At 53.5% G+C, this 25,117-nt stretch carries 24 protein-coding genes; 12 read left to right on the forward strand and 12 right to left on the reverse strand.

Annotated elements, in window-relative coordinates; translation table 11 throughout:
• Positions 1 to 206: 206 nt before the first annotated feature.
• From EDC54_RS03340 to rlmC, 7 genes are all read left to right on the forward strand, one after another.
• A complete protein-coding gene (locus EDC54_RS03340) occupies positions 207 to 686 on the forward strand; it encodes a YbjN domain-containing protein (RefSeq protein ID WP_132453654.1) in 480 nt (159 codons plus the stop codon).
• A gap of 379 nt (positions 687 to 1,065) precedes the next feature.
• Entirely contained in the window at positions 1,066 to 2,175 is a 1,110-nt protein-coding gene (gene potF, locus EDC54_RS03345) for a spermidine/putrescine ABC transporter substrate-binding protein PotF (protein ID WP_132453180.1), read from the forward strand.
• A 202-nt stretch (positions 2,176 to 2,377) separates the two neighbouring features.
• Positions 2,378 to 3,511, forward strand: a complete 1,134-nt coding sequence (gene potG, locus EDC54_RS03350; RefSeq protein WP_132453656.1) for a putrescine ABC transporter ATP-binding subunit PotG — start codon at positions 2,378 to 2,380, stop codon at positions 3,509 to 3,511.
• Positions 3,512 to 3,524: 13 nt separating this feature from the next.
• On the forward strand, positions 3,525 to 4,490 hold the full coding sequence (potH, locus tag EDC54_RS03355) for a putrescine ABC transporter permease PotH (RefSeq protein ID WP_132453182.1): 966 nt from the start codon (positions 3,525 to 3,527) through the stop codon (positions 4,488 to 4,490).
• The gene (gene potI, locus EDC54_RS03360) at positions 4,487 to 5,332 is read left to right on the forward strand and encodes a putrescine ABC transporter permease PotI (RefSeq protein WP_132453184.1); all 846 of its coding nucleotides are present in this window, start codon (positions 4,487 to 4,489) and stop codon (positions 5,330 to 5,332) included. Before potH ends, potI begins: the two co-directional genes overlap by 4 nt.
• 191 nt (positions 5,333 to 5,523) lie before the next feature.
• Complete coding sequence (locus tag EDC54_RS03365) at positions 5,524 to 5,976, forward strand: YbjO family protein (RefSeq protein WP_132453186.1); 453 nt, start codon at positions 5,524 to 5,526, stop codon at positions 5,974 to 5,976.
• Between the two features lie 116 nt (positions 5,977 to 6,092).
• Entirely contained in the window at positions 6,093 to 7,220 is a 1,128-nt protein-coding gene (gene rlmC, locus EDC54_RS03370; protein ID WP_132453188.1) for a 23S rRNA (uracil(747)-C(5))-methyltransferase RlmC, read from the forward strand.
• A gap of 386 nt (positions 7,221 to 7,606) precedes the next feature.
• On the opposite strand, the gene EDC54_RS03375 is transcribed toward rlmC, so the two are convergent.
• The 5 genes from EDC54_RS03375 to artP all read right to left on the reverse strand — a co-directional run bounded on the left by EDC54_RS03375 (position 7,607) and on the right by artP (position 11,529).
• Positions 7,607 to 8,338, reverse strand: coding sequence for an arginine ABC transporter substrate-binding protein (locus EDC54_RS03375; protein ID WP_132453190.1), 732 nt, complete (start codon positions 8,336 to 8,338; stop codon positions 7,607 to 7,609).
• 314 nt (positions 8,339 to 8,652) lie between these two features.
• A complete protein-coding gene (gene artM, locus EDC54_RS03380; RefSeq protein ID WP_132453192.1) occupies positions 8,653 to 9,321 on the reverse strand; it encodes an arginine ABC transporter permease ArtM in 669 nt (222 codons plus the stop codon).
• Positions 9,321 to 10,037, reverse strand: a complete 717-nt coding sequence (gene artQ, locus EDC54_RS03385; protein ID WP_132453194.1) for an arginine ABC transporter permease ArtQ — start codon at positions 10,035 to 10,037, stop codon at positions 9,321 to 9,323. The genes artM and artQ overlap by 1 nt, the downstream gene beginning before the upstream one ends.
• 11 nt (positions 10,038 to 10,048) lie before the next feature.
• Positions 10,049 to 10,780 carry an arginine ABC transporter substrate-binding protein gene (artJ, locus tag EDC54_RS03390; protein WP_132453196.1) on the reverse strand — a complete coding sequence of 244 codons (732 nt, stop codon included), beginning with the start codon at positions 10,778 to 10,780 and terminating at the stop codon, positions 10,049 to 10,051.
• Between the two features lie 20 nt (positions 10,781 to 10,800).
• Complete coding sequence (gene artP, locus EDC54_RS03395) at positions 10,801 to 11,529, reverse strand: arginine ABC transporter ATP-binding protein ArtP (RefSeq protein ID WP_196238431.1); 729 nt, start codon at positions 11,527 to 11,529, stop codon at positions 10,801 to 10,803.
• Positions 11,530 to 11,876: 347 nt separating this feature from the next.
• Between artP and EDC54_RS03400 the strand changes: the two genes are divergently transcribed.
• Entirely contained in the window at positions 11,877 to 12,200 is a 324-nt protein-coding gene (locus EDC54_RS03400; protein WP_132453200.1) for a heavy metal-binding domain-containing protein, read from the forward strand.
• Between the two features lie 52 nt (positions 12,201 to 12,252).
• Positions 12,253 to 13,080, forward strand: a complete 828-nt coding sequence (locus tag EDC54_RS03405) for an N-acetylmuramoyl-L-alanine amidase (RefSeq protein ID WP_132453201.1) — start codon at positions 12,253 to 12,255, stop codon at positions 13,078 to 13,080.
• Here EDC54_RS03405 and EDC54_RS03410 read toward each other — a convergent pair.
• From EDC54_RS03410 to EDC54_RS03425, 4 genes are all read right to left on the reverse strand, one after another.
• The gene (locus EDC54_RS03410; protein WP_132453203.1) at positions 13,077 to 14,513 is read right to left on the reverse strand and encodes a DUF2867 domain-containing protein; all 1,437 of its coding nucleotides are present in this window, start codon (positions 14,511 to 14,513) and stop codon (positions 13,077 to 13,079) included. The two genes, EDC54_RS03405 and EDC54_RS03410, sit on opposite strands and share 4 nt — an antisense overlap.
• Positions 14,514 to 14,660: 147 nt before the next feature.
• A complete protein-coding gene (gene hcr, locus EDC54_RS03415) occupies positions 14,661 to 15,686 on the reverse strand; it encodes an NADH oxidoreductase (RefSeq protein ID WP_132453205.1) in 1,026 nt (341 codons plus the stop codon).
• A 134-nt stretch (positions 15,687 to 15,820) separates the two neighbouring features.
• A complete protein-coding gene (hcp, locus tag EDC54_RS03420) occupies positions 15,821 to 17,473 on the reverse strand; it encodes a hydroxylamine reductase (protein ID WP_132453207.1) in 1,653 nt (550 codons plus the stop codon).
• 190 nt (positions 17,474 to 17,663) lie between these two features.
• A complete protein-coding gene (locus EDC54_RS03425; protein ID WP_132453209.1) occupies positions 17,664 to 18,563 on the reverse strand; it encodes a lysine exporter LysO family protein in 900 nt (299 codons plus the stop codon).
• Between the two features lie 284 nt (positions 18,564 to 18,847).
• Between EDC54_RS03425 and EDC54_RS03430 the strand changes: the two genes are divergently transcribed.
• Positions 18,848 to 20,512, forward strand: coding sequence for an ATP-dependent endonuclease (locus EDC54_RS03430; RefSeq protein ID WP_132453211.1), 1,665 nt, complete (start codon positions 18,848 to 18,850; stop codon positions 20,510 to 20,512).
• A gap of 140 nt (positions 20,513 to 20,652) precedes the next feature.
• Here the strand turns inward: EDC54_RS03430 and cspD are convergent, their stop codons facing one another.
• A complete protein-coding gene (gene cspD / locus EDC54_RS03435; protein ID WP_132453213.1) occupies positions 20,653 to 20,874 on the reverse strand; it encodes a cold shock-like protein CspD in 222 nt (73 codons plus the stop codon).
• A gap of 418 nt (positions 20,875 to 21,292) precedes the next feature.
• On the opposite strand from cspD, the gene clpS reads away from it, so the two are divergent.
• Complete coding sequence (gene clpS / locus EDC54_RS03445) at positions 21,293 to 21,613, forward strand: ATP-dependent Clp protease adapter ClpS (RefSeq protein WP_132453215.1); 321 nt, start codon at positions 21,293 to 21,295, stop codon at positions 21,611 to 21,613.
• 29 nt (positions 21,614 to 21,642) lie between these two features.
• Positions 21,643 to 23,916, forward strand: coding sequence for an ATP-dependent Clp protease ATP-binding subunit ClpA (gene clpA / locus EDC54_RS03450; protein WP_132453217.1), 2,274 nt, complete (start codon positions 21,643 to 21,645; stop codon positions 23,914 to 23,916).
• A 153-nt stretch (positions 23,917 to 24,069) separates the two neighbouring features.
• Here the strand turns inward: clpA and infA are convergent, their stop codons facing one another.
• Together infA and aat are read right to left on the reverse strand one after the other, a co-directional pair.
• A complete protein-coding gene (infA, locus tag EDC54_RS03455) occupies positions 24,070 to 24,288 on the reverse strand; it encodes a translation initiation factor IF-1 (RefSeq protein ID WP_002211347.1) in 219 nt (72 codons plus the stop codon).
• Positions 24,289 to 24,402: 114 nt separating this feature from the next.
• Positions 24,403 to 25,107, reverse strand: a complete 705-nt coding sequence (gene aat / locus EDC54_RS03460; protein WP_132453219.1) for a leucyl/phenylalanyl-tRNA--protein transferase — start codon at positions 25,105 to 25,107, stop codon at positions 24,403 to 24,405.
• Between the last annotated feature and the right edge of the window lie 10 nt (positions 25,108 to 25,117).

The following is a 25,117-nucleotide window of genomic DNA, read 5'->3' on the forward strand; positions in this document are numbered from 1 at the left end:
ATATACGGCGTGGCTTGGTTTTCCCGCGCGGTGGGTTTCAGACCGCCGAGCGGTGAAGCAATGAAAGCGGGCAATGGAACGCTTTTCTCATGGCATCGCAACGCGATATTCCGTAAGCTATGGGACGTTTTGACATCGCTTCTGCGTGAAGGGTGTTCTCTTTTCAACAACACTGTCGTGACGGCGATAGGTATGAGGCTAACATGATGGATTCACTCATCGTCCTGGATTTGACTATGCTACGGCGGTGGCTGGATCAACTGAACATCATCTACTTTGAATGCGATTCCTGTCAGGCGCTCCATCTTCCTCATATGCAAAATTTTGATGGCGTGTTTGATGCGAAAGTGGATTTGGTGGATAACGTGCTCCTGTTTTCCGCGCTGGCCGAAGTAAAGCCCAGTGCGCTGATCCCTCTGGTTGGTGAACTGAGTCAGATCAACGCCAGTTCGTTGACGGTGAAGGCATTTATTGACGTTCAGGATGATAATTTGCCGAAACTGATTGTCTGTCAATCGGTTAGCGTAGCCGCTGGTATGACGTTGGAGCAGCTCAGACATTTTATGCTGCAATCAGAAGAACAAATCTCAATGGTGATCCTTGAGGCAAGCGCTAACAATATGCTGTTTATCGGGGAGGAAGAAGAGGCCTCTGCTGTAAGAACCACGGTCTCTCATCTGCATTGAGGCTATTGCTGCCAACGGCAGCGATAAGTTTTACTCATTTTCTTTTTTTCGCCGTTTATGCTGCTTATTATGCGGTATTGCCAGATATTTCTCTTCGTTTGTTGCTAAATGCCTTCATCACATCGATAAAATGTGCATAAATAATCGTTAAAACCCATTTTTACGTTGAAGTATGGTGCGCACGAAGTTGTGCGGTTATGCTTTATTCCTGTAACAGGCGGACGACTAAACTCAAGCGATGTCCGTGTCTGCCCGACTAAAATACGGTGCATACTCATTCACTGATTTTGCTCGCGGCCGACATGAGCAGGACAAGTTTTGTTGCGGCATGATACACATTGACTCCCACGAATCACCCCTGGTATGGAGGAAGGAACGGATGTTCACCCAACGTAAAAAATGGCTATCGGGTGTTGTTGCCGGCTTGATGATGGCCGCGTCCGTCACCGCATCTGCGGAAGAAAAAACGCTGCACGTTTATAACTGGTCCGACTATATCGCGCCAAACACATTAGTCAATTTCCAGAAAGAAACCGGTATTAAGGTCGTCTATGACGTATTTGATTCCAATGAAGTGTTGGAAGGCAAACTCATGGCGGGCAGTACGGGGTTTGATCTGGTTGTGCCTTCCGCCAGTTTTCTGGAGCGCCAACTCTCCGCTGGCGTCTTTCAACCCATCGACAAAAGCAGGTTACCGAATTACAACAAGCTGGATCCTGAGTTGCTGAAGTTGATTGCACATCACGACCCGGACAACAAATATGCGTTGCCATACCTGTGGGCGACGACCGGTATCGGTTATAACGTCGAGAAAGTCAAAGCTGCGCTGGGGGCCGATGCTCCGGTGGACAGTTGGGATCTGGTGTTGAAGCCGGAGAACCTGGAAAAACTGAAGAGTTGCGGCGTGTCCTTCCTAGATGCTCCGGAAGAGATCTTCGCAACCGTGCTGAATTATCAGGGCAAAGATCCGAACAGTACCAAACCGGGGGATTATACTACCTCCGCGACCGCTCTCCTGCTGAAGCTGCGTCCGAGCATTCGTTATTTTCATTCGTCGCAGTACATCAACGATCTGGCCAATGGCGATATCTGCGTCGCGGTCGGTTGGGCGGGCGATATCATGCAGGCGGGGAACCGGGCAAAAGAAGCGAATAATGGGGTGAATATCCAATACAGCATCCCCAAAGAGGGTGCGCTGGCATTCTTTGATGTCTTTGCGATTCCGAAAGACGCTAAAAATCTTGATGAAGCCTATGCGTTTCTGAATTACCTGATGAAGCCGGAAGTGATGGCGGATATCAGTAACCACGTGTATTACGCCAACGGAAATCTGGCCTCCTTGCCTTTGGTGAATGAAGCGATTCGAAATAACCCTGGCATTTATCCGCCGCCGGATGTCCGTGCCAAGCTCTTTACACTCAAGGTGCAATCGCCTCAGATTGATCGCACACGTACACGGGCATGGACTAAAGTTAAAAGCGGTAAATAGCCTTTCGGATCTGACTCGTTGCCCAGCGTTTGATGGTTGCCGGTGTCGGCAACCTGAAATGGAGGGGTATAAAACGTGGCGCAAACAGGCGGATGAACCGCCTGTTTGCGCGCGATATTGTGTCACAGCGTTGAATGGCGAAACGCCTCATGGCGTCATCAGCGGTGTGGCGTGTTCTGCTTTTGCCGGAGAGCAATGCGAAGTGAATGACGCGATTCCCCGTCCTCAACCCAAACTGCAAAAAGCGGCGACGCCGCTGCTGGAAGTGCGCAACCTGACGAAATCATTCGATGGTCAGGCCGCTGTCGATGATGTCAGCCTGACGATTTATCAAGGCGAAATTTTTGCTCTGCTCGGCGCGTCCGGCTGTGGAAAATCCACTTTGCTGCGTATGCTGGCGGGTTTTGAACACCCCACGCAGGGGCAAATTATGCTGGATGGTCAGGATTTATCTTTGGTGCCGCCTTACCAGCGCCCCATTAATATGATGTTTCAAAGTTATGCGCTCTTTCCACATATGAGCGTGGAAAAGAATATCGCGTTTGGTCTGAAGCAGGACAAGCTGCCGCGGGCGGAAATCAACGATCGCGTGGAAGAGATGCTGTCATTGGTGCATATGCAGGAGTTTGCCAATCGCAAACCGCATCAGCTTTCCGGCGGTCAGCGTCAGCGTGTTGCGCTGGCGCGTAGTCTGGCGAAGCGTCCCAAACTGCTGCTGCTGGACGAACCGATGGGGGCGCTGGATAAGAAGCTGCGCGATCGTATGCAGCTCGAAGTCGTGGATATTCTGGAACGGGTCGGCGTGACCTGCGTGATGGTGACGCACGATCAGGAAGAAGCGATGACGATGGCGGGACGTATAGCCATTATGAATCGCGGTAAATTTGTACAGATTGGCGAGCCGGAAGAGATTTATGAACATCCGAACACGCGTTTTAGCGCGGAGTTTATCGGTTCGGTCAATATGTTCGAAGGGATCTTGCAGGAACGTCAGGACGATGCGTTGATCATGAAAAGCCCCGGGCTGGTACATCCGCTGAAGGTCGATTCGGATGTGTCGGTGGTGGATGGCGTTCCGGTCTACATCGCATTACGTCCCGAGAAAATTATGCTGTGCGAAGACGTTCCGGCTGACGGCTGCAACTTTGCCGTCGGCGAAGTCGTGCATATCGCCTATCTGGGCGACTTGTCGATTTACCACGTCAGGCTCAACAGCGGGCAAATCATCAGCGCCCAGTTACAAAATGCTTATCGCTATCGCAAAGGCACACCGACCTGGGGAGATGAGGTTCGGCTGTGCTGGGATGCCGATAGCTGTGTGGTTCTGACGGTGTAGCGAGGAAGGAGTCATGACTTTATTTTCTGAACATAGCACGGCGGAACCACCGGGCAAGGCCAGACTCTGGATCCGTGTGTTGATGGCGCGCTGGCGTCAACAGCACGGACGTAAACTGATTATCGCGTTGCCCTATCTGTGGCTGCTGCTGCTGTTTATGCTGCCGTTCCTGATCGTGTTCAAAATCAGTCTGGCAGAGATGGCGCGCGCGATCCCGCCCTATACCGATCTGGTGTCGTGGATGGATGACAAGCTGGATATTTCCCTGAATCTGGGGAATTACCTGCACTTGCTGGACGATCCGCTGTATTTCGACGCCTATCTGCAATCCCTTCAGGTTGCTGCGGTGTCGACGCTGTGCTGTCTGCTCATTGGCTACCCGCTGGCCTGGGCGGTGGCGCACAGTAAACCTTCAACGCGTAATATCCTGTTGTTACTGGTGATCCTGCCGTCATGGACCTCATTCCTGATCCGTGTGTATGCCTGGATGGGGATCCTGAAAAATAACGGCATCCTGAATAACTTTCTGCTGTGGCTGGGTGTGATTGATGAGCCGTTGATTATTCTGCATACCAATCTGGCGGTTTATATCGGTGTCGTATATTCCTACCTGCCTTTTATGGTGCTACCGATCTATACCGCACTGATGCGGCTGGATTATTCGTTAGTGGAAGCCTCGCTGGATCTGGGCGCGCGGCCGCTGAAAACGTTCTTCAGCGTGATCGTTCCGCTGACCAAAGGCGGGATTATCGCGGGTTCAATGCTGGTGTTTATCCCCGCGGTGGGGGAGTACGTGATCCCAGAGCTGCTCGGCGGGCCGGACAGTATCATGATTGGCCGAATTTTGTGGCAGGAATTCTTCAATAACCGGGACTGGCCGGTGGCCTCTGCCGTCGCGGTAGTCATGCTGCTGCTGCTGATTATGCCGATTATCTGGTTTCACAAACATCAGAATAAAACTGCGGAGGGTGAAGCGTGAATCATTTACCTGTCGTTCGCTCACCGTGGCGTATTGTCATTTTAGTGCTGTGCTTTACGTTCCTTTATGCGCCGATGCTGATGCTGGTGATCTATTCGTTCAATAGCTCTAAGCTGGTGACCGTCTGGGCCGGATGGTCGGCGCGTTGGTACGTCGAACTGTTCCATAATTCGGCGATGATCAGCGCGGTGCTTCTGAGCCTGACGATTGCTGCCGCTTCGGCAACCATGGCCGTGATCCTTGGGACGATCGCGTCCGTCGTGATGGTGCGCTTTGGTCGTTTTCGCGGCGCCAATGGGTTCGCCTTTATGCTGACCGCGCCGCTGGTGATGCCGGATGTCATTACCGGGTTGTCACTGCTGTTGCTCTTCGTTGCATTGGGGCATGCCATCGGCTGGCCTGCGGAGCGAGGCATGCTCACGATCTGGTTGGCGCATGTCACCTTTTGTACGGCGTATGTCACCGTGGTGATCAGCGCTCGCCTGCGTGAACTTGACCGTTCGATTGAGGAAGCGGCTATGGATCTGGGGGCGAACCCGTTCAAGGTCTTCTTCATTATCACCGTGCCGATGATTGCTCCGGCGCTGCTTTCCGGCTGGTTGCTGGCGTTTACGCTGTCGCTCGACGATCTGGTTATCGCCAGTTTCGTGGCGGGGCCGGGCGCGACAACGTTGCCGATGCTGGTGTTCTCCAGCGTCAGAATGGGTGTTAATCCACAAATTAACGCATTGGCTTCTCTGATATTATTGGTCGTCGGTATTATTGGTTTTATCGCCTGGTGGTTTATGGCGAGAGCCGAAAAGCAACGCTATCGCGATATGCAAAAAGCGAGACGCGGCTGATTCGATCTCTCATCGTCATTTGTTCGCCGAGCGAAGATTTCCAGCAACGCCGCCAGTATGGGGGCGTTGCTGTTTTATATATCTGTATTCAGTTTTATATTGTCAGCCAATGTGTAAGCGGATGTCGTATTTCTGGCCGATAACTGGCTGCATAAAGGGAGAGCGTTGAAATTCTGTACATGAAGAAGGATATGACACAACGCAAAGTCTATGCTCCGGTGCCCGTCATGGTTGCAGGGATTGCAATTATTGCTACCCGCCTTTTAGGAATGGTGCTGTTGGTATGGGAGTTGGGACTGAGTGATTTGAGCGGCTGGATTGGCAGCAGTGCGAGGGCCTGGGATTCAACGCTGGTGTTGTTGTTATCTCTGGTTATCGTTGGCGTGGAAATCCGCTGCGGGTTTGCCGTACTGGCGGGGAGTAACCGGGGGCGATGGGGGTATGTGGCCTGTCAGGCCGTCGTGGCGAGTTATCTGCTGCTGGCGTCGCTCAGTGAGTTCATGCCGGCGATATTCCATATTTCAGGAGAGAACAATGCTGCCGTACTGCATCAGCTCCTGCTGCAAAAAATTCCGGATCTGCTGGTGATGGTTTTACTGTTTCTGCCGCGACGCAGTAAACGTTTTTTTCTGCGTCAGAAATAGCGCGTTCGATAGCCCTCCGTCAATCGCGCCGACGCGTCATACGCGGAAAAATCGCAGTGCGGCGCGCGCGGGTGATATAATGCCTCATTCTGTATTTCTTAATAGTCAGACCGTTTATGCATTGTGCCCGCTACAGCACAGGAGCTTGCCGTTCCTGCCAATGGTTGGAAAAAGCCTACCCCCAGCAATTATCTGATAAACAACAACATCTTGAAAATTTACTGCAACCGCACGCCGTCCAACGCTGGTTGCCGGTGCAGGTATCGATGCAGTCGGCGTTTCGTAATAAAGCCAAAATGGTGGTGAGCGGCAGCGTGGAGCGCCCACTGCTGGGGATGTTACAGCGTGATGGTACGGCGGTCGATCTCTGTGACTGTCCACTTTATCCGGCCAGCTTTGCCCCTGTCTTCGCGGTGCTGAAAACGTTTATCGCTCGCGCGGGATTGACGCCTTATCACGTGGCTCGCCGGCGCGGCGAGCTGAAATATCTGCTGTTGACGGAGAGTACGCAGCACGGCACGTTCATGCTGCGTTTTGTCCTGCGTTCGGAAACCAAACTGACGCAGCTACGTGCCGCGTTGCCCTGGTTACAGCAGCGATTGCCGCAGCTTGAGGTGATATCCGCCAACATCCAGCCGGTGCATCAGGCGATTATGGAAGGCAAAACGGAAATTATCCTGAGTGACGCTACCGCGTTAGCCGAGCGGCTTAATCAGGTGCCGCTGTATATCCGCCCGCAAAGTTTTTTCCAGACGAACCCACAGGTGGCCGCCGCGCTGTATGCGACGGCGCGCGACTGGGTCGCAGAGTTGAACATTCGCAGTATGTGGGATCTGTTTTGCGGGGTTGGCGGGTTTGGGCTGCACTGCGCCTCACCCGAAATGCGTTTGACGGGGATCGAAATCAGCGCCGAGGCGATAGCCTGTGCGCGCCGCTCGGCGGATCAACTGGGGTTGACGCAGGTGGCGTTTCAGGCGCTGGATTCAACGCAGTTCGCCACAGGTAATGCGGAAATCCCCGATTTGGTGCTCGTTAACCCGCCGCGTCGCGGTATCGGCAGTGAACTGTGCGCCTACCTGAGCCATATGGCGCCGGACTATATTCTCTACTCCAGTTGTAACGCCGAAAGCATGGCGAAAGATATGACGGAACTGGCGAATTACCGCGCGCTGCGCGTGCAGCTGTTCGACATGTTCCCGCATACCGCGCACTATGAAGTGCTGACGTTATTGAAACGCGCTTGATAAGCGATAACTATATGTAATAAAAAATATCTTGGTGGCAATTTACTACGTTGTTGTATCCATGTTCGAAAGTGTGAACGTTTCGGGCGTGTCAATTCTGGTGCTTTTCTATGATTTCATCACACGTCCGACAAGAAGCGCTCAATTGCCGCAGCTCCTTGACCACTGGCTTTTAGCGTGAATTGCGCTGCTGCGCGGTGCCTTCGGTGATCGTTCCCGCTTTTCGAACCGCCAGTGACGCGTTCCCGAAGCGGCACTGTCTTTCGCGGCGTCCTGCCGCTCACTCGACGGTAACGATCACCTCAGCGCAATTTTTTACGCCTGGACGACAAAAAGCGGCGTTATATGCATGATTTCATACGATATTACACCGCGCAGATGGAACCTTATTGCGGGAACCACTTGTCGTTGATGGTTTTATAAGTGCCGTCAGCTTTGATCGCCTCCAGCGCGTTATTCAATTTTTCCAGCAGTGCTTTATTATCAGGGCGAACGGCGATGCCCAATCCGGTGCCGAAGTATTCCGCGTCAGTCACGTGTTCACCAACCGTCGCCAGTTCAGGGTTCGTCTTAATCCATTCGTTGACGACAGCGGTATCACCGAATACGCCGTCGATACGGCCATTCTTCAGATCCAGTACGGCATTCTGGTAGCTGTCATAAGAAACGGTTTTTATCTCAGGATGCTTGTCGTGCATGTATTTTTGGTGCGTGGTGCCGTTTTCCATCCCGATACGTTTCCCTTTCATCGCGGCAAAGTCGCTGAATTTCCCTTTTTGTGCGATAACCACGGCGGAGTTGGCGTAGTAGGGCTGGGTGAACGCCACCTGCTTGCTGCGCTCGGGCGTAATATCCATGCCGGAAATCACCGCGTCATAGCGGCGGAATTTCAGCGCCGGAATCAGGCTGTCAAACGCCTGATTGGTAAAGGTGCAGGTCGCCTGCATTTGCTGACACAAGGCTTTCGCCAGATCCATATCGAAACCCACGATTTCGTTGTTGGCATCCAGTGATTCAAAAGGCGGGTAGGTAGCTGATGACGCAAAACGGATGGTGTCTGCGGCGGCGGCGCTAAAGGCGAATCCTGCCAGTAATGTGGCGAGCACTAACTTTTTCATGGACCTGCTCCTGTCTGTTTTTTTATTGGGATATGCCGTCATATTTCAGGTTGTATGCGCGTTAGCTGGCGACGCAACACAGCGATATATGTCCCGACTTGCCGTCCGACACTTCACGCTTTGTCATGAAACCCGAATGATTGGGATATTACTGCGCGGAAGGATTCCGGCGGAATGTGATTACTATGTCAGTTATTGAATTTATATGCAATAAAAATGATTTGTTATTCGATTTGCTGTTTTTTTATTACCCTGGCGGGTAATAAAAAAGCAGGCTGGAAAACCTGCTTTTACATGGATAAGCGCCTGAAGGATCAGTGACGACGTTCGAATATCAACGATCGGCTTTCAACCCAGCGCATTAACAGCGTCAGTAACCCATTGACACACAAGTAGATAATTCCTGCCGCGCCAAACACCATCACATCGTAGGTTCTGCCGTACATCAGTTGGCTGTAGCCCATGACTTCCATCAGCGTGATGGTGTAAGCCAGTGAGGTACTCTTAAACACCAGCACCACTTCGTTTGAATAAGAAGAGAGCGCACGTTTAAACGCGAACGGCAGTAAAATACGCAATGTTTGCCGCTGGTTCATGCCCAGTGCGGCACAGGATTGCCACTGGCCGGCGGGAATCGCTTTTACCGCGCCGTAAAACAGTTGTGTCGTATAGGCCGCGCTGTTGAGCGCCAGCGCGACCATGGCGCATAGCCATGGCTGCGAGAGCAGATCCCACAGCCAGGGGATCTGCTGGATCGAGGTAAACTGACCGGGGCCATAGTAAATCAGGAAGATTTGTACCAGCAGCGGCGTGCCGGTAAACAGCGTGATATAGCCCTTCGCCAGCATCGATACGACAGGCGTTTTGAGCGTCAGTACGACGGTCAGCAGCAGCGACAGCGCCAGCGCGACGACGATGGAGACCGCGGTCAGTGTCAGGCTGGTATGCAGGCCTTTTAATAGCTCAGGTAAATAAGCGAGCATCAGGAAGGCCTCCGCTCAAAACGCGTGGTGCGCAGTTCAATGCGTTTCAGCACATATTGACTTAACAGCGTGATCACCAGATAAATGGCCGCGGCAATGACGTACCAGGTAAAGGGTTCCTGTGTCCGCGTGGCGATGCTTTTGGTTTGTAGCATGAGGTCGTTAACGCTAATCAGCGATACCAGCGCGGTGTCCTTCAGCAGCACCAGCCACTGATTGCCCAGCCCCGGCAAGGCGTGACGCCACATCTGCGGTATGATCAGGCGGAAGAAGATTGCGGATTGACGGAGTCCCAGCGCCTGCCCTGATTCCCATTGTCCTTGAGGCACAGCCTTCAGCGCGCCGCGTAACGTTTGGGACGCGTAGGCTGCGTAGAGCAGCGCCAGCGCGATGACGCCACACAGGAACGGGCTGACTTCAAACATGCCGATATCCAGTTTGACCGGGATCTGCACAATGAAGAGATCCAGCGTAAAACCATCTGCCAGCATCATCAGCAGTTGAGAAGAACCAAAATAGATAAACAGCACGACCAGAATTTCCGGCAGGCCGCGCAATATTGTCACCAGTGCGGTGCCCGTCCAGCTAACGGCTTTCCAGCGGACAGTTTCCCAAACGGCGAATAACATCGCCAGCGCCAGCCCAAGCAGCAGCGCACAAACAGCAAGGCCGACGGTCATCCCGGCGGCGCTTGCAAGAGGTTGAAGTTCAATCATTTAGCGTCAGATTATTGCTGGAACCATTTTTTGTAGATGGTCTCATAAGTCCCATCCTGTTTGATTTTATTGAGCGCGTCGTTGAATTTTTTCAACAGCTCGTCATTGTTCTGCCGAACGGCAATCCCTAAACCGATGCCGAAGTAACCTTTATCCGTCACGTTCTGACCAACGGTTGTCAGCGTATCGTTTTGTTTCAGCCATTCGTTGACCACGGCGGTATCACCGAAAACGGCATCCAGACGGCCATTTTTCAGATCCAGCACCGCATTCGGGTAGCTGTCATAAGGCACGGTTTTGATATCGCTATGTTTTTCCATCAGGTACTTCTGATGGGTGGTACCGTTCTGTACGCCGACACGTTTTCCTGTCAGCGCGGCGATATCGGCTACTTTCCCTTTCTGGGCAATAAACTGAGCGGAGTTGTCATAGTAAGGCTGAGTGAATGACACCTGTTGCTGACGTTCAGGCGTAATATCCATTCCCGCGATGATCGCTTCGAAACGACGGAATTTCAGACCGGGGATCAGACTGTCGAAAGCCTGATTGCTGAACGTGCAGTTTGCCTGCATTTCTTTGCATAAAGCATTGGCCAGATCGATATCAAATCCCTGAATCTGGTTATTGGCATCGACAAATTCGAACGGCGGGTAGGAAGCTTCGGTCGCGAAACGGATAGTCTCTGCGGCGTTGGCAGAGGCGGCGCTGGCGGCGAATAAGGCAGCAACGATCAATTTTTTCATTGTCATTTTCCTGATAGTAATCAATGTGATAAATAACCAGTGAATTCAGGGGTCTGCGGATGAGTAAAGTGCGTCGCGTCCCCTTGTTCAACGATGCGGCCGTTTTCCATATAAACCACCCGGCTGGCCGTTTTGCGGGCAAATTCGACTTCATGGGTGACGATCACCTGAGTAATGCCAGTTTGCGACAATTCCCGGATGATATTGACGACCTGCGCGGTGATTTCTGGATCCAGCGCGGCGGTCGGTTCATCAAACAGTAAAACCTGCGGCTCCATCATCAGCGCGCGGGCAATGGCGACGCGCTGTTGCTGCCCGCCAGATAAATGCAGAGGGAAGCGATGGGCAAAATCATTCAGGCGCAGACGCGACAGCAGCTTGTCCGCCCTTGCTCTGGCGACCTCTTTACTCAGTCCCAGCACACGGCAGGGGGCTTCGATGAGATTTTGCACCACGGTCAGATGCGGCCACAAATTGTATTGCTGAAACACCATGCCGACATTCTGACGCAACTCACGGATCGCGCTGTCAGAGGGCACATGTTGAAAATCAAACTGATTGCCGGCGATGGAAAGCTGACCGGAACGCGGCATTTCCAGCAGGTTAAGCACGCGAATCAGCGAGCTTTTTCCCGCGCCGCTGGGACCGAGCAGAACCAGCGTTTCGCCCGCAGGGCAATCGAGGGTGACATCAAAGAGTGCCTGATAGGTGCCGTAGAAACAGTTAATGCCGTTAAGTTGAATACTCATGCGTAAGAATTGAATAGACATTGATGCGGCAAATGTTAACGTCGGCAGAATAGTTATGCAATCACCGTGGGTTAAAATTTGCCAATAAGCGATTTATTGCTTAAATAATAGCACGAAATAACGAATTACGGCCTGACGCACGGTTCTCTCGCTCCCGCATGAGGGGCATTCAGCGTCTGACGGTGAGCGGTCTGGACTGCGGTACGGCTGTATGCGCCTTACGCCATAAACGGCTCCGCGGAGGCGAATATTCGCCGGGAATTGATTTGTTATCACACTATCGCTTACTTTTAACAGGCGACGACGCAATGTCCATTTTGCGTCAATAAACAGCACAGGAGAGAGGGATGCAATTATCCACTACACCAAATCTGGAAGGGTACGCCATTACGGAATATTGCGGCGTTGTGACCGGTGAGGCCATTCTGGGGGCCAACATCTTCCGTGATTTTTTTGCCGGTATCCGTGATGTCGTCGGTGGTCGCTCCGGCGCCTATGAGAAAGAGCTGCGCAAAGCGCGACAAATCGCGTTCAAAGAGTTACAGGAACAGGCTGAAGAGCTCGGCGCAAACGCGGTCGTGGGGATTGATATCGATTACGAAACCGTTGGGAAAGATAGCAGCATGCTGATGGTGACGGTCAGTGGAACCGCGGTGAAAACACGCCGTTGATAGATACGATGACACACCGAAATAACGGATCTGAATGCGCATTGGAGGCGTGATGCTGAAATGGGCAGTCTGCATGGTTTTGGCGCTGTTGTCAGGCTGCCAGTCGTCGCCGTCATTGCAGGCGCAGCATGACTATGTGTTGGAGACCGCGTTGGCGTCACGGGCGCAGGCGCCTCGGATCCGTTTTCTGATCGTTCACTATACCGCGGCAGATTTTACCTCTTCGTTAAATATCTTAACCGATGAGCACGTCAGCGCCCATTACCTTATTCCGGCTCATCCGCCATTAAATAAAGGGAAGCCGCTCGCCTGGCAACTGGTGCCGGAGTCGCAAACCGCCTGGCACGCTGGCGACAGTCGCTGGCGCGGCTTTAGCCAGTTAAACGGCACTTCGATTGGCATTGAACTTGAAAACGCGGGGTATCGGCGCACGCTAACGGGCTATCGTTGGGCGCCGTTCCCTGCGGCGCAAATAGAATTACTGACGATGATCGCCCGTAATGTGGTTGGGCGCTATCAGATTGCTCCGCAGAATGTTCTGGCACACAGCGATGTTGCGCCACTGCGTAAGCAGGATCCTGGCCCGCTGTTCCCGTGGCAGACGCTGGCACAGGCTGGGATTGGCGCCTGGCCGGATGCGCATCGCGTTACGTTTTATCTCAACGGACGACAACCGACGCAACCGGTGGATGAAACCATGCTGCTGGAAAAGCTGGCGCGGTACGGCTATCCGGTACAGGACGCGATGACGACGCGGGAGAAGCGGCAGGTCATTGCCGCCTTCCAGATGCATTTCCGCCCGGCGAATTATCAGGGCTTTCCCGATGCGCAGAGCGAGGCGATTGCTGATGCGCTACTGGAGAAGTACGGCAGCCGCTAAGCTGTTTCCTGCTCCGCCAGTGTTGCAATACGCGCCGCCATGCCGCGGAAGATAAAAAGATGAGCGGGCATCATTAAAAACCAGTAAACCAGCCCGTTGAACCCGGCGGGGTGCCAGCGTGCGCGGACATCCAGGGTTCGGTGATCGCCCTGGTCGGTAATGGTGAAATTGAGCTTTCCCAATCCCGGCGCTTTCATGCCGAACAGTAGCACCAATTGGCGCTGTGGTTTAATTGAAATCACCTTCCAGCCGTCAATCCGGTCGCCAATTTCCAGCGTCGGCCGATCGGGCCGACCATAAGTGACGCCGTTGCCGCAGAGGTCGTCCAGCCGGGCGCGAATATTCCATAGCGTATTGGCGTAAAAATAGCCTTCTTTACCGCCAACCTGTTGAATCACTTGCCAGAGCGCCTGACTTGACGCAGTGGTCTTCAGCGTATGCCCCGCTTGCTTCGGGTAAAAACCGTATTCCGGCTTCCAGCGCGCGCGGACTTCCGTGTCATCGCCCCAGTCCGCCTGCTGGACGCTCTCCATTTCACTTTGCAGCGTGAGGCGAACGGCTTCATCAAAGCTAATCAGTCGTTGAGGGATCAGCGCCTGTAGTGCGCGGCCATCGGCCTGTAAGTCGTGTTTTAGCCCCTGAATCAAGGCGCGGGCGATGGAAGGGGAGACCGACGTTACAAGATGCAAAAACCAGACAGACGCAAGATGCGTCGGCATGGGGACAGGGATGAGCAGCCGGCGTTTCCCGCTGATATGGATGAACCGCTCGAACATGGTCTGGTAGCTGATGTACTCCGGCCCGGCGGCATCCATAATGCGGTTTTCCGTTGCGGGATGCTGTGCGATGTCGATGAGGTAGACCAGTAGGTTCTCCAGCGCAATCGGCGATGATCGGGATCGCACCCAGCGCGGGGGCGTTAGCACGGGCAAGTTATAGACCATATCGCGCATGATCTCGAATGCGGCCGAACCGGCACCGATAATAATCCCCGCGCGCAGTTCCGTCACGGGAATGCCACTGCTGCGTAATACCTCGCCGGTGATCTGACGCGCCAGCATATGTGGCGAGGTGTCCTCTTTCGCCTGAAGCGCTCCCAGATAGATAATCTGTTTTACGCGGCTTGTTGCCAGCGCCAGCAGCAGATTCATGGCGGCCATACGTTCTCTGGCCACAAAATCGGCTCCATCCCCCATACTGTGTACCAAATAGTAGAGCGTTTCTGCTCCCCACAGGCCATCAGGCAGGCTTTCCGGCTGCGTGAGGTCAACCTGCTGGCATTCGACGCCGGGCCAATGCCGGGAGGCGAGAGACTCGATGTGCCGACCCGCGGCGATGATCCGGTTGCCTTGTTGACTTAATCTCTCGGTCAAATGACGGCCAATATAGCCAGTTGCGCCCAGAATCAGGATGGGGGCGGAAGGGGATGTCATGCGCCAGCGGCTCCACAGCAAAAAATAACCATGGCTTACTATAGCGGGGAAATGGCTAAAAGCGATGAAAAGCGCGTGTCAATTCATACCAACCTAACTGCCCGATAGCCGCGCTACCGGGCAGAAGGGGGGTAAAACGCAGGCGTATCAGGCCAGAACGGTATCGCCTTGTAACTGGCAACTACAGGCCAAAACATAGCCTTCTTCAATTTCCGCTGGTGTTAGCGTCATGGTACTACTGGTGGTGTAATGGCCGGAGAGCACGCGGGTTTTACAGCTCCCGCAAACGCCAGAGCGGCAGGCGGCGAGAACCGGCACCTTATTGGCTTCCAGTGCCGCCAGCAGGCTGCTCCCCACCGGCACGCGCAGATTTTTCAGCGGACGGCTGATGGTCAGCGTGAGCTGGTCGACATCCTCATCCGGCGCGTCGTCCATCGGGCGGAACTGCTCTTTAAAGATACGGTCAGAGGCAACGCCAAGCTGTTGGCTCAGCGTTGCAATCTGGTTCATGTACGGCGCGGGGCCGCAGGTCATTACCGTGCGGCTGGCGATATCGGGCACGCGTTCGATGAGCAGATCGCGGCTGATACGTCCGGCAAAGAATGCGGGCGTGGCGTCAAACTCCGCTATGAATGTCAGATGCAGTTGCTGTGGGTAGCGCTGCGCCAGTTCCTGCCATTCGCCGGCGAAGATCACCTGTTGCGGGTTGCGCACGTTGAAAATAACGTGGATATCGTTTTGGGCGTTGTTTGCCAGCAGCCAGCGGCACATTGACATAATGGGCGTGACGCCGCAGCCTGCCGCGGCCATCAGATAACGGTTGCTGACCGCGTTGGCGCAGGTAAATTCGCCCTGTGCGTCCGACAGCCACAGGTGGTCGCCGACTTTCAGCGTTTGCGTCAGCCAGCGGGAGCCGATACCGTCGTCCAGTCTTCTTACCGTTAAGGTAATAAAACGGCTGAGTCCCGGTGAGGACGAGAGCGTATAAGCCCGTAGCGTCTCCGCGCTGTTCGCAATGCTGACTAACGCATACTGCCCCGGTTGATACGGATAAAAATCATGGTTAATCAGTGAAATCGTCCAGACATCCGGCGTTTCCTGAGTAATCGAGTGTACCTGCATGCGATTAGGGCAAAGTGGTGTAGGCCCAGTTTGAGGTACTGGCATAGTCATAGCAGATCTCCATAACAAACGGATTCGACAAAACGCGTAAAGCACGTGCCCTGGCGCAGGGCACTGGCGAGGGCATCGGTGGCGATACCCTCACCGTGTGACGAGGAACGCGTTCCGTCGTCCGCCTTCATTCATCAAGCGGCCAGAATGGTGTTCATATCCTGTTCAACGGTTGTAATTGACCGTAAGCCGAATTTCTCATTCAGAATGGCGAGCAGGTTATCCGTCAGGAAGCCCGGCGCGGTTGGCCCGGTGTAGATATTTTTCACGCCAAGTGACAGCAGGGTGAGCAGGATGACGATCGCTTTTTGTTCAAACCAGGAGAGCACCAGACTGAGCGGCAGATCGTTCACGCCACAACCGAGTTTTTCCGCCAGCTTGACGGCCAGAATAATGGCGGAATAAGCGTCATTACACTGACCGACATCCAGCAGACGCGGCAGGCCTTCCAGCGTCCCGAAGTCCAGCTTGTTAAAACGGTATTTACCGCATGCCAGCGTCATGATCAGGCAGTCTTGCGGCACATTCAACGCGAAGTCGGTGAAGTAGCTACGTTCTTCACGGCTACCGTCGCAGCCGCCAACCAGGAAGACATGGCGCAGTTTCTGCTGTGCGACCAGATCGATCACGGTATCGGCGGCGCTCAGCAGGGTTTCCCGGCCAAAACCGACGGTGATCGTGTGCTCGATTTCGCTGTACGGGAAACCGGCCAAACGCTGCGCCTGTTCGATAACCGGAGTGAAATCGTCGCCTTCCAGATGGTTGACGCCCGGCCAGCCCACAATGCTGCGCGTCCAGATGCGATCGCCGTAGTTACCGACGTTGGGATCGATGATGCAGTTGGACGTCATGACGACGGGGCCGGGGAACTTGGCGAATTCGGTCTGCTGGTTCTGCCAGCCGCTGCCGTAGTTACCGACCAGATGTTTGAATTTTCCCAGTTCCGGATAACCGTGTGCCGGCAGCATCTCGCCGTGCGTATAGACATTGACGCCGGTGCCTTCGGTTTGCTCCAGCAGCAGGCGCAGGTCTTTTAGATCGTGGCCGGAAATCAGAATCGCCTTCCCGGCGACAGGGCGGACGTTAACCGTTGTCGGCTGCGGGTTGCCGTATGCGTCGGTTTCGCCACGGTCGAGGATCGCCATGACGTTGAAATTCATTTTGCCGATGCCCATGGCGTTGTTGAGCAGGGTATCCACATCGGATGGCTGCGTGCCCAGCCATGCCATGAACGCGTGATATTCAGCATAAATCGCATCATCATACTGGCCGAGAACGTGCGCGTGCTCCATATAAGCCGCCGCCCCTTTCAGGCCGTAAAGGCAGAGCATACGCAAACCGTGGATATCATCGCCGACGAGGGTTTTGTCGTTATCCAGCGCAAATTCCGCCGCCTGTTGTAATAACGTAGGAATATCGTTGCCAGCCAGTTGTAAGGCCGCCATGGGATGATCCACGCTGGCTGCCGCATCCTGCAGACGGCAGCGAACCGCCAGCGAATCACGCAGCGTAATGGCTTCCTGAGCATAACCAATAATGCGTTGAGAATCGAAATTCACGTTGGTCAACGTTGAAAAGAAGGCGCGTGGCGCGAAGCTGTCGATCTCGTGATCGATGATATCCAGTTCGCGCGCTTTCAGCGCCCAGGCTGAAAGTCCTTGCAGTACCGCTACCAGCAGATCTTGCAGATCGGACGTCTCAGCAGTCTTGCCGCACATGCCTTGCGCGTAAGCGCAGCCGTTTCCGGCAGGGGTACGAATCGTCTGTTCACATTGCACACAAAACATAATCACGTTCCTTTTTTTAAGTTGCATTTAAAATGCTTGTTTTAAGCATAGTGTCAGCCGAGGCAGGTAAAAAGGCTTTTTTAGTGCAACATTAGGTAAATTTGATTTAGCGCAATTTTGGTGATGGGCAATGAAAATCACTCTCAATCACTGCCCATAAATTAAGGAGAAAAAAGACGGGGCCGTACATTTATGAAGTAAATAATGCCATCAGAACGGGGGCGGCGAGGCTTAAGAGAAAACCATGCACAATTGCCGCAGGCACCATATCGACACCGGCACTGCGCTGCAAGACCGGCAGGGTGAAATCCATTGATGTCGCGCCGCAAAGACCCAGTGCGCACGAGCGATGACGTTGTGCCAGCGCCGGGATCAGCATAATCGCCAGGAGTTCACGCATCAGATCGTTGAAAAATGCCGCGCTGCCGAGAACGGGCCCAAGCGCATCGGTCAGCAGGATGCCGGACAGCGAATACCAGCCATAGCCGGATGCCATCGCCAGTCCGGTTTTCAGCGGTAGTTCCAGAATCCATGCGGCAAGCAGGCCGCCGCCGAGCGCGCTCATGCCGACAATGGTCGCAATCAGCAGACCGCGAGGAGAGAGGACGATCTGGCGTAGCGTCATACCGCTGTTGCGTAGCTGGACACCGACCAGAAATAATAGAAAGAGCAGCGCGTATTCGCTGCCTTGGCTGGCGTAAGTAAACCCCGGCCACTGCGTTAATCCCAGTAAAAAACCGCCGAGGACCACGCCGCAGAGCTTGAGCGATTCGAGGATCATGCGGAACCGGGAAAGCGGCATCGTTTCTTTATACGCACTGCGCCAGGGGCTGCGCTTTTCCCATAGCCACAGGGCGAAGGCGTTGGCCGCGATGATGCAGAGAGTAAATACGGCGGTATAGCGAAAAATCAGTAACAAATTACTGCTAAGATCGTCTAAAAAAGCCAGGCTTATCCCCATTAAAAACAGGATGACGTATACCATCCCATTCAGCATGTGGTTAATCCGCTGTAATGCTTTTTTGCCACGCAGCGGCACCAGATAGCCAATGATGAGGGGGAATAAAATAATGAATAATCCTGAATACATCACAGAATGGGTGTCCTTACGTGAGAATAACTGCTGTCGTCCGTATTCTAGGTGTATTGCCGTCGGTCAATGAAGTTTTTCTTCTTTGTTTCCACTATAACTAGCCTCAGGCGGGCAAAAAACGCACGCCGCAAGTTGATCGTATCGTGAGGTTCATCGGCGATGATGGGGGAAGAAAAAGAATCATCGATTAAAAATACGTTATCGTCGTGAGTCATGCACCGTTATGCGGGGCGACTCGACGGTGTCTGGTGACCCGCAGACCGCAACGATAGGAGAAAAGGATGCGTCTGGAGAGTGTCGAAATCCTGGGATTTCGCGGAATCAATCGTTTGTCGTTGACGCTGGATGAAAACAACGTACTCATTGGCGAGAACGCCTGGGGGAAATCGAGCCTGCTCGATGCATTCTCGTTACTGCTTGCCCCCACGCTACCGCTTTATCACTTTGATATGCAGGATTTTTATTTTACGCCCGGCGATGAAAATAGCCGGGAAAGACATCTTCAGATCATCTTCACGTTTTGCGAGACGGCACCGGGGCACCATCTGTCCCCGCGTTATCGATCGCTCGGCCCGGTTTGGGTGAAAGACGAGACGTCGCTAAGCCGCATTTTTTATCGGCTGGAAGGGGAAGTGGACGAAAGCCAGTCGGTGTTCACCTGGCGTAGCTTTCTGGACGCGGAAGGTCACCCGCTGCCGCTGGAGAATATTGACGCGCTGGCCAGAGAGGTGGTGCGCCTGCACCCGGTGCTGCGTTTGCGTGATGCGCGCTTTATGCGTCGCCTGCGCGCCGGAACGCTGTCGGCCACGTTAGATAACAGCAATGAAAAGCTGGCTCAGCAGTTTGAACAGCTTGTTCGCGAGCTGGCGCAAAATCCGCAGAAACTGACGGATAAAGAGCTGCGTCAAGGGCTGATCGCGATGAGACAACTGCTGGAACACTACTTTTCCGAGCAGAATGCCACGGGGAACGAGCGGCATCACCATCGCCATGCGAGGACGCACAACGGTAAGTCATGGCGATCGTTGGATAACATCAATCGCCTGATTGCCGATCCAAATAGCCGCAGTCGTCGAATTATCTTGCTGGGGCTGTTTTCCACGCTGTTGCAGGCGAAAGGATCGGTTACGTTGGATCCGCATGCGCGCCCGCTATTACTTATTGAAGATCCGGAAACCCGGCTGCATCCGATCATGCTGTCGGTTGCCTGGGGGCTGCTGATGCAGCTACCGCTCCAGAAAGTGACGACAACCAACTCCGGGGAGCTATTGTCGCTGGTGCCGATGGAGCAAGTGTGCCGTCTGGTACGGGAGTCCTCACGGGTGGCGACGTATCGGATTGGTCGTCAGGGCATGAATGCGGAAGACAGCCGACGTATCGGTTTTCACATTCGTCTGAATCGGCCTGCGTCACTCTTTGCCCGCTGTTGGCTGCTGGTGGAGGGGGAAACCGAAGTCTGGATGCTGAATGAACTGGCGCGTCAATGCGGCCATCATTTCGAGGCTGAAGGCGTGAAGGTGATTGAGTTTGCCCAGTCTGGCCTGCGACCCTTGCTGAAATTCGCGCGGCGTATGGGGATTGAGTGGCACGTACTGGTGGATGGCGATGACGCGGGGAAAAAATATGCCGCCACGGCGAGGAGCCAGTTAGACGAGCAGGGAGAGCGCGAACGCGATCATCTGACCGTCCTGCCGGCATCCGATATGGAGCACTACATGTATCGCACCGGATTCAGCCACGTCTACCATCGCATCGCACAGCTACCGGAAAAAGTGCCGCTATCGATGCATAAAGTGATTCTCAAAGCTATCCATCGTTCATCCAAGCCCGATTTGGCCATTGAAGTCGCGATGGAAGCCGCGACGTTGGGCAACGATGCCATCCCGCCGCTCATTCGCGGCATGTTTTCCCGCGTACTGTGGCTGGCGCGCGGACGGGCGGATTAGCAGCGAGGCAATCTGACGGGGAAGGTGCAGGGATTCATTGCCGCCGGAAATGAAAATGCCGTTCGTTGACGGAACGGCATTTTTACATTGTCTTAGTGTTTACCGGTTTTTTGAATCGCAATGTAGGAAATAGAAGAAGGTCAGGATAGGGCTTCGCCGCTCTGCGGGACGATCAGGCAGGCATGATTGCCCTTCGGCCCTTGATGAACATCAAACCTGACAACCTGTCCGGCTTTCAGCGTTCGGTAGCCATCCATCTGAATCGTTGAGTAGTGGGCGAAAATATCCTCCCCTCCGCCTTCAGGACAGATAAAACCAAACCCTTTGGCATTATTGAACCATTTAACAGTACCTGTCTCCATGCATTGACATCCTTCGCAAGAGTAGTCTTTTTAGTAAGGTGTGGTTATTTGGTTACTACGTGAATTGATTAAAACTCCACCAATTCACTCGTATACTTTAGTGAAATCGATCCCGGCGTCAAGCGATCCGCCACGCGGCAAGAGGGGGAGTTTGTCAAAGTTTGATGCAGATAACGCTATTGGTGAACCCGGGCGCGCATTGCGCCACCAAGATATCGGGCACAGGTCTTGAATTTTGCGTTCCGGGAACCATTTCAGTTACTGAGTGGTAAAATAAAAAGCGGACGTGCTACTGTAAATGCAGGGTTGCCCGTCATTTTTCACGTTGCATCCGCAGGTTTCCTGCCGCGTGAGATCTCTTGGGGATAAACAGACGGATATCGGGAAGCGCGGTATTCGTAAATGATGTGGATAGAGAATGGGAAACAACAGTACGTGGTCACAATCGGAAAGCCTGGCCGCCGATCGACAGAAAGAGAAATTGCAGCCGCCATCGATGTATAACGTGGTGTTGAATAACGATGATTACACCCCGATGGAATTTGTTATTGACGTTCTGCAAAAGTTCTTTTCTTATGATATTGAACGCGCCACGCAGCTTATGCTAACCGTGCATTATCAGGGAAAAGCGATTTGTGGCGTATTCAGTGCGGAAGTGGCTGAGACCAAAGTCGTACAAGTTAATCGTTATGCCAGAGAAAACGAGCACCCGCTGCTCTGTACGCTGGAAAAAGCCTGAAGTCAGGCGATTTATTGGGAGAGGTGCCTATGCTCAATCAAGAACTGGAACTCAGTCTCAACATGGCTTTCGCCAGAGCGCGTGAGCACCGACATGAGTTTATGACCGTGGAGCACCTGCTGTTGGCGCTGCTCAGTAATCCGGCCGCACGTGAAGCATTGGAAGCCTGTACGGTAGATTTAGCCGCCTTGCGTCAGGAATTGGAAGCGTTCATTGAACAAACTACGCCTACCTTGCCGCAGGGCGATGACGAACGGGAAACGCAGCCGACGCTTAGCTTCCAGCGCGTATTGCAACGTGCGGTCTTCCATGTGCAATCCTCAGGCCGTAGCGAGGTCTCTGGCGCGAACGTTCTGGTCGCGATTTTCAGCGAACAGGAATCTCAGGCGGCCTACCTGCTGCGCAAGCATGATGTCAGCCGTCTGGACGTCGTGAACTTTATCTCTCACGGCACGCGCAAAGAAGAGCCTTCTCAGTCATCGAATCCTGAAAGCCCCGCCAGTGAAGAACAGACTGGAGGGGAAGATCGTATGGAAAACTTCACCACCAATCTCAATCAGTTGGCTCGTGTCGGGGGCATTGATCCGCTCATTGGCCGCGATAAAGAACTGGAGCGCACGATTCAGGTGTTATGCCGCCGCCGTAAAAATAACCCGCTGCTGGTCGGCGAATCCGGCGTGGGTAAAACGGCGATTGCGGAAGGGTTGGCCTGGCGTATTGTGCAAGGGGACGTACCGGAAGTCATGGCGGAATGCACGCTGTATTCGCTGGATATCGGTGCGCTCTTGGCTGGCACCAAATACCGCGGCGACTTTGAAAAGCGTTTCAAGGCGCTGTTGAAGCAGTTGGAGCAGGATAAAAACAGCATTCTGTTTATTGATGAAATTCACACGATTATCGGCGCTGGCGCGGCGTCCGGTGGTCAGGTCGACGCGGCCAACCTGATTAAACCGCTGCTTTCCAGCGGCAAGATCCGCGTTATTGGTTCAACGACCTATCAGGAATTCAGCAATATCTTTGAAAAGGATCGGGCGCTGGCGCGTCGCTTCCAGAAGATTGATATTACTGAGCCGAGCGTGGATGAAACCGTACAAATTATTAATGGTCTGAAGCCGAAGTACGAGGCTCACCATGATGTTCGCTATACCTCGAAAGCTATTCGTGCGGCGGTAGAATTGTCGGTGAAATACATCAACGATCGCCATCTGCCGGATAAAGCTATTGATGTGATTGATGAAGCGGGCGCGCGTAGCCGTTTGGTGCCGGTCAGCAAACGCAAGAAAACCGTCAACGTGAACGACATCGAATCGGTTGTGGCGCGTATTGCCCGTATTCCAGAAAAAACCGTCTCCGCCAGCGATCGGGATGTGCTGAAAAACCTCAGCGATCGTCTGAAAATGCTGGTATTCGGGCAGGATAAAGCCATTGAAGCGCTGTCTGAATCCATCAAGATGAGCCGTGCGGGGTTGGGTCAGGAGCGCAAGCCGGTCGGTTCCTTCCTGTTTGCCGGCCCTACCGGCGTGGGTAAGACGGAAGTCACGCTACAGTTGGCAAAAGCGCTGGATATTGAACTGCTGCGTTTTGATATGTCTGAATACATGGAGCGCCACACGGTAAGCCGCCTGATTGGCGCGCCTCCCGGCTACGTCGGTTACGATCAGGGGGGCCTGCTGACTGATGCCGTTATTAAGCATCCCCATGCGGTGTTGCTGCTGGATGAGATTGAAAAAGCGCATCCGGATGTCTTTAACCTGCTGTTGCAGGTGATGGATAACGGCACGCTCACCGACAACAATGGCCGTAAAGCGGATTTCCGCAACGTCATTGTCGTTATGACGACCAATGCCGGCGTGCGGGAAACACAGCGTAAATCCATCGGTATCATCCATCAGGACAACAGCAGCGATGCGATGGAAGAGATCAAGAAGGTGTTTACGCCGGAATTCCGTAACCGTCTGGATGGGATCATCTGGTTCAATCACCTGTCGACCGACGTGATTCAGCAGGTTGTCGATAAGTTTATCGTGGAGCTTCAGGCACAGTTGGACGCGAAAGGCGTGTCGCTGGAAGTCAGTGACGAAGCGCGTAACTGGCTGGCGGAAAAAGGCTATGATAAAGCGATGGGAGCCAGACCCATGGCGCGGGTGATGCAGGAGAACCTCAAGAAACCGCTGGCTAACGAGCTGCTGTTTGGTTCGCTGGTGGATGGCGGTTCTGTCACGGTGGAACTGGATAAAGAGACGCAACAGCTGACGTATGGCTTTAAGAGCGCGCAGAAGCGTAAAACGGAAAGCGTTAATTAATCGATATCGTCGTTGTTATCTAAAAGGGATGCTGAGGCATCCCTTTTTTACATTTTGGCGCACGCCAAAAAACAAAAGCCCTTACCATGCAGGAAAGGGCTGGGAAGGAGTAACACCCTCATTTATCGCTGTTTTCAGCGAGGAGCGAACCGCTTAACGGCTGCGGAAGACAATGCGGCCTTTACTCAGGTCGTACGGGGTCAACTCTACAGTGACTTTGTCGCCCGTCAGGATGCGGATATAGTTTTTACGCATTTTACCGGAGATATGAGCGGTAACCACGTGCCCGTTTTCCAATTCAACGCGGAACATGGTGTTGGGCAGCGTATCAAGCACGGTGCCTTGCATTTCAATATTGTCTTCTTTGGCCATCGAATCCTCTAGGTCTAACTACCTTTATTTTTTAACCGCAAGATAATGCCGAAAAACCGCCATTATGTAAAGAAGCGTTCACGTTTGAGGCGCTATTTACCCGGTTTTATCTCTTTATAGCGTGGGCGCGGGGAGGGGTTGCGGCAGCCAGCACCCCTCAGCGGCGGGAATATCACGGTACTGAGCAAGCTGTTGCAGGAAGTGCTCTCGCGGAATCTCACAGACGCCGAGTGACGCAGTATGAGCGTTAATGACCTGACAATCAATCAGCTTACCCCCGTGGCGAGTGAAGTGCTGTTGAAATACCAGCAACGCGTATTTCGACGCGTTATCTGCGCGGCTGAACATGGATTCTCCACAAAATATGCTCCCTTGTTCAACGCCATAGAGCCCGCCAACCAGCGTCCCGTCCTGCCAGACTTCGACAGAATGGGCTTTTCCAGCCCGATGAAGCTGGCGATAGGCTGAAATAATGTCGGCGGTAATCCAGGTTCCGTCATGGTGTTCGTGAGCGCAGGCATGAATGACATCATCGAATACCTGGTTCAACGTCGCCTGAAAAGGGTGACGTTTCAGAAACTTTTTCATACTACGGCTGAGGTGGAGCGCGTCGGGAAACAGCACCGCACGTGGGTTGGGGGACCACCATAAGATCGGTTCGCCGGGAGAAAACCAGGGGAAAATGCCCTGCCGATAAGCGATATTTAATCTGTCCACCGCAAGATCGCCGCCAATGGCCAGCAGGCCATTGGGTTCATCCAGCGCCAGGCTGGGGTCGGGAAACTGAAGCGATTGCGAGGATAGTTGATAGAGATTCATCTTGTTAAAG

The organism is Samsonia erythrinae (assembly GCF_004342665.1).
Lineage (GTDB): Bacteria > Pseudomonadota > Gammaproteobacteria > Enterobacterales > Enterobacteriaceae > Samsonia > Samsonia erythrinae.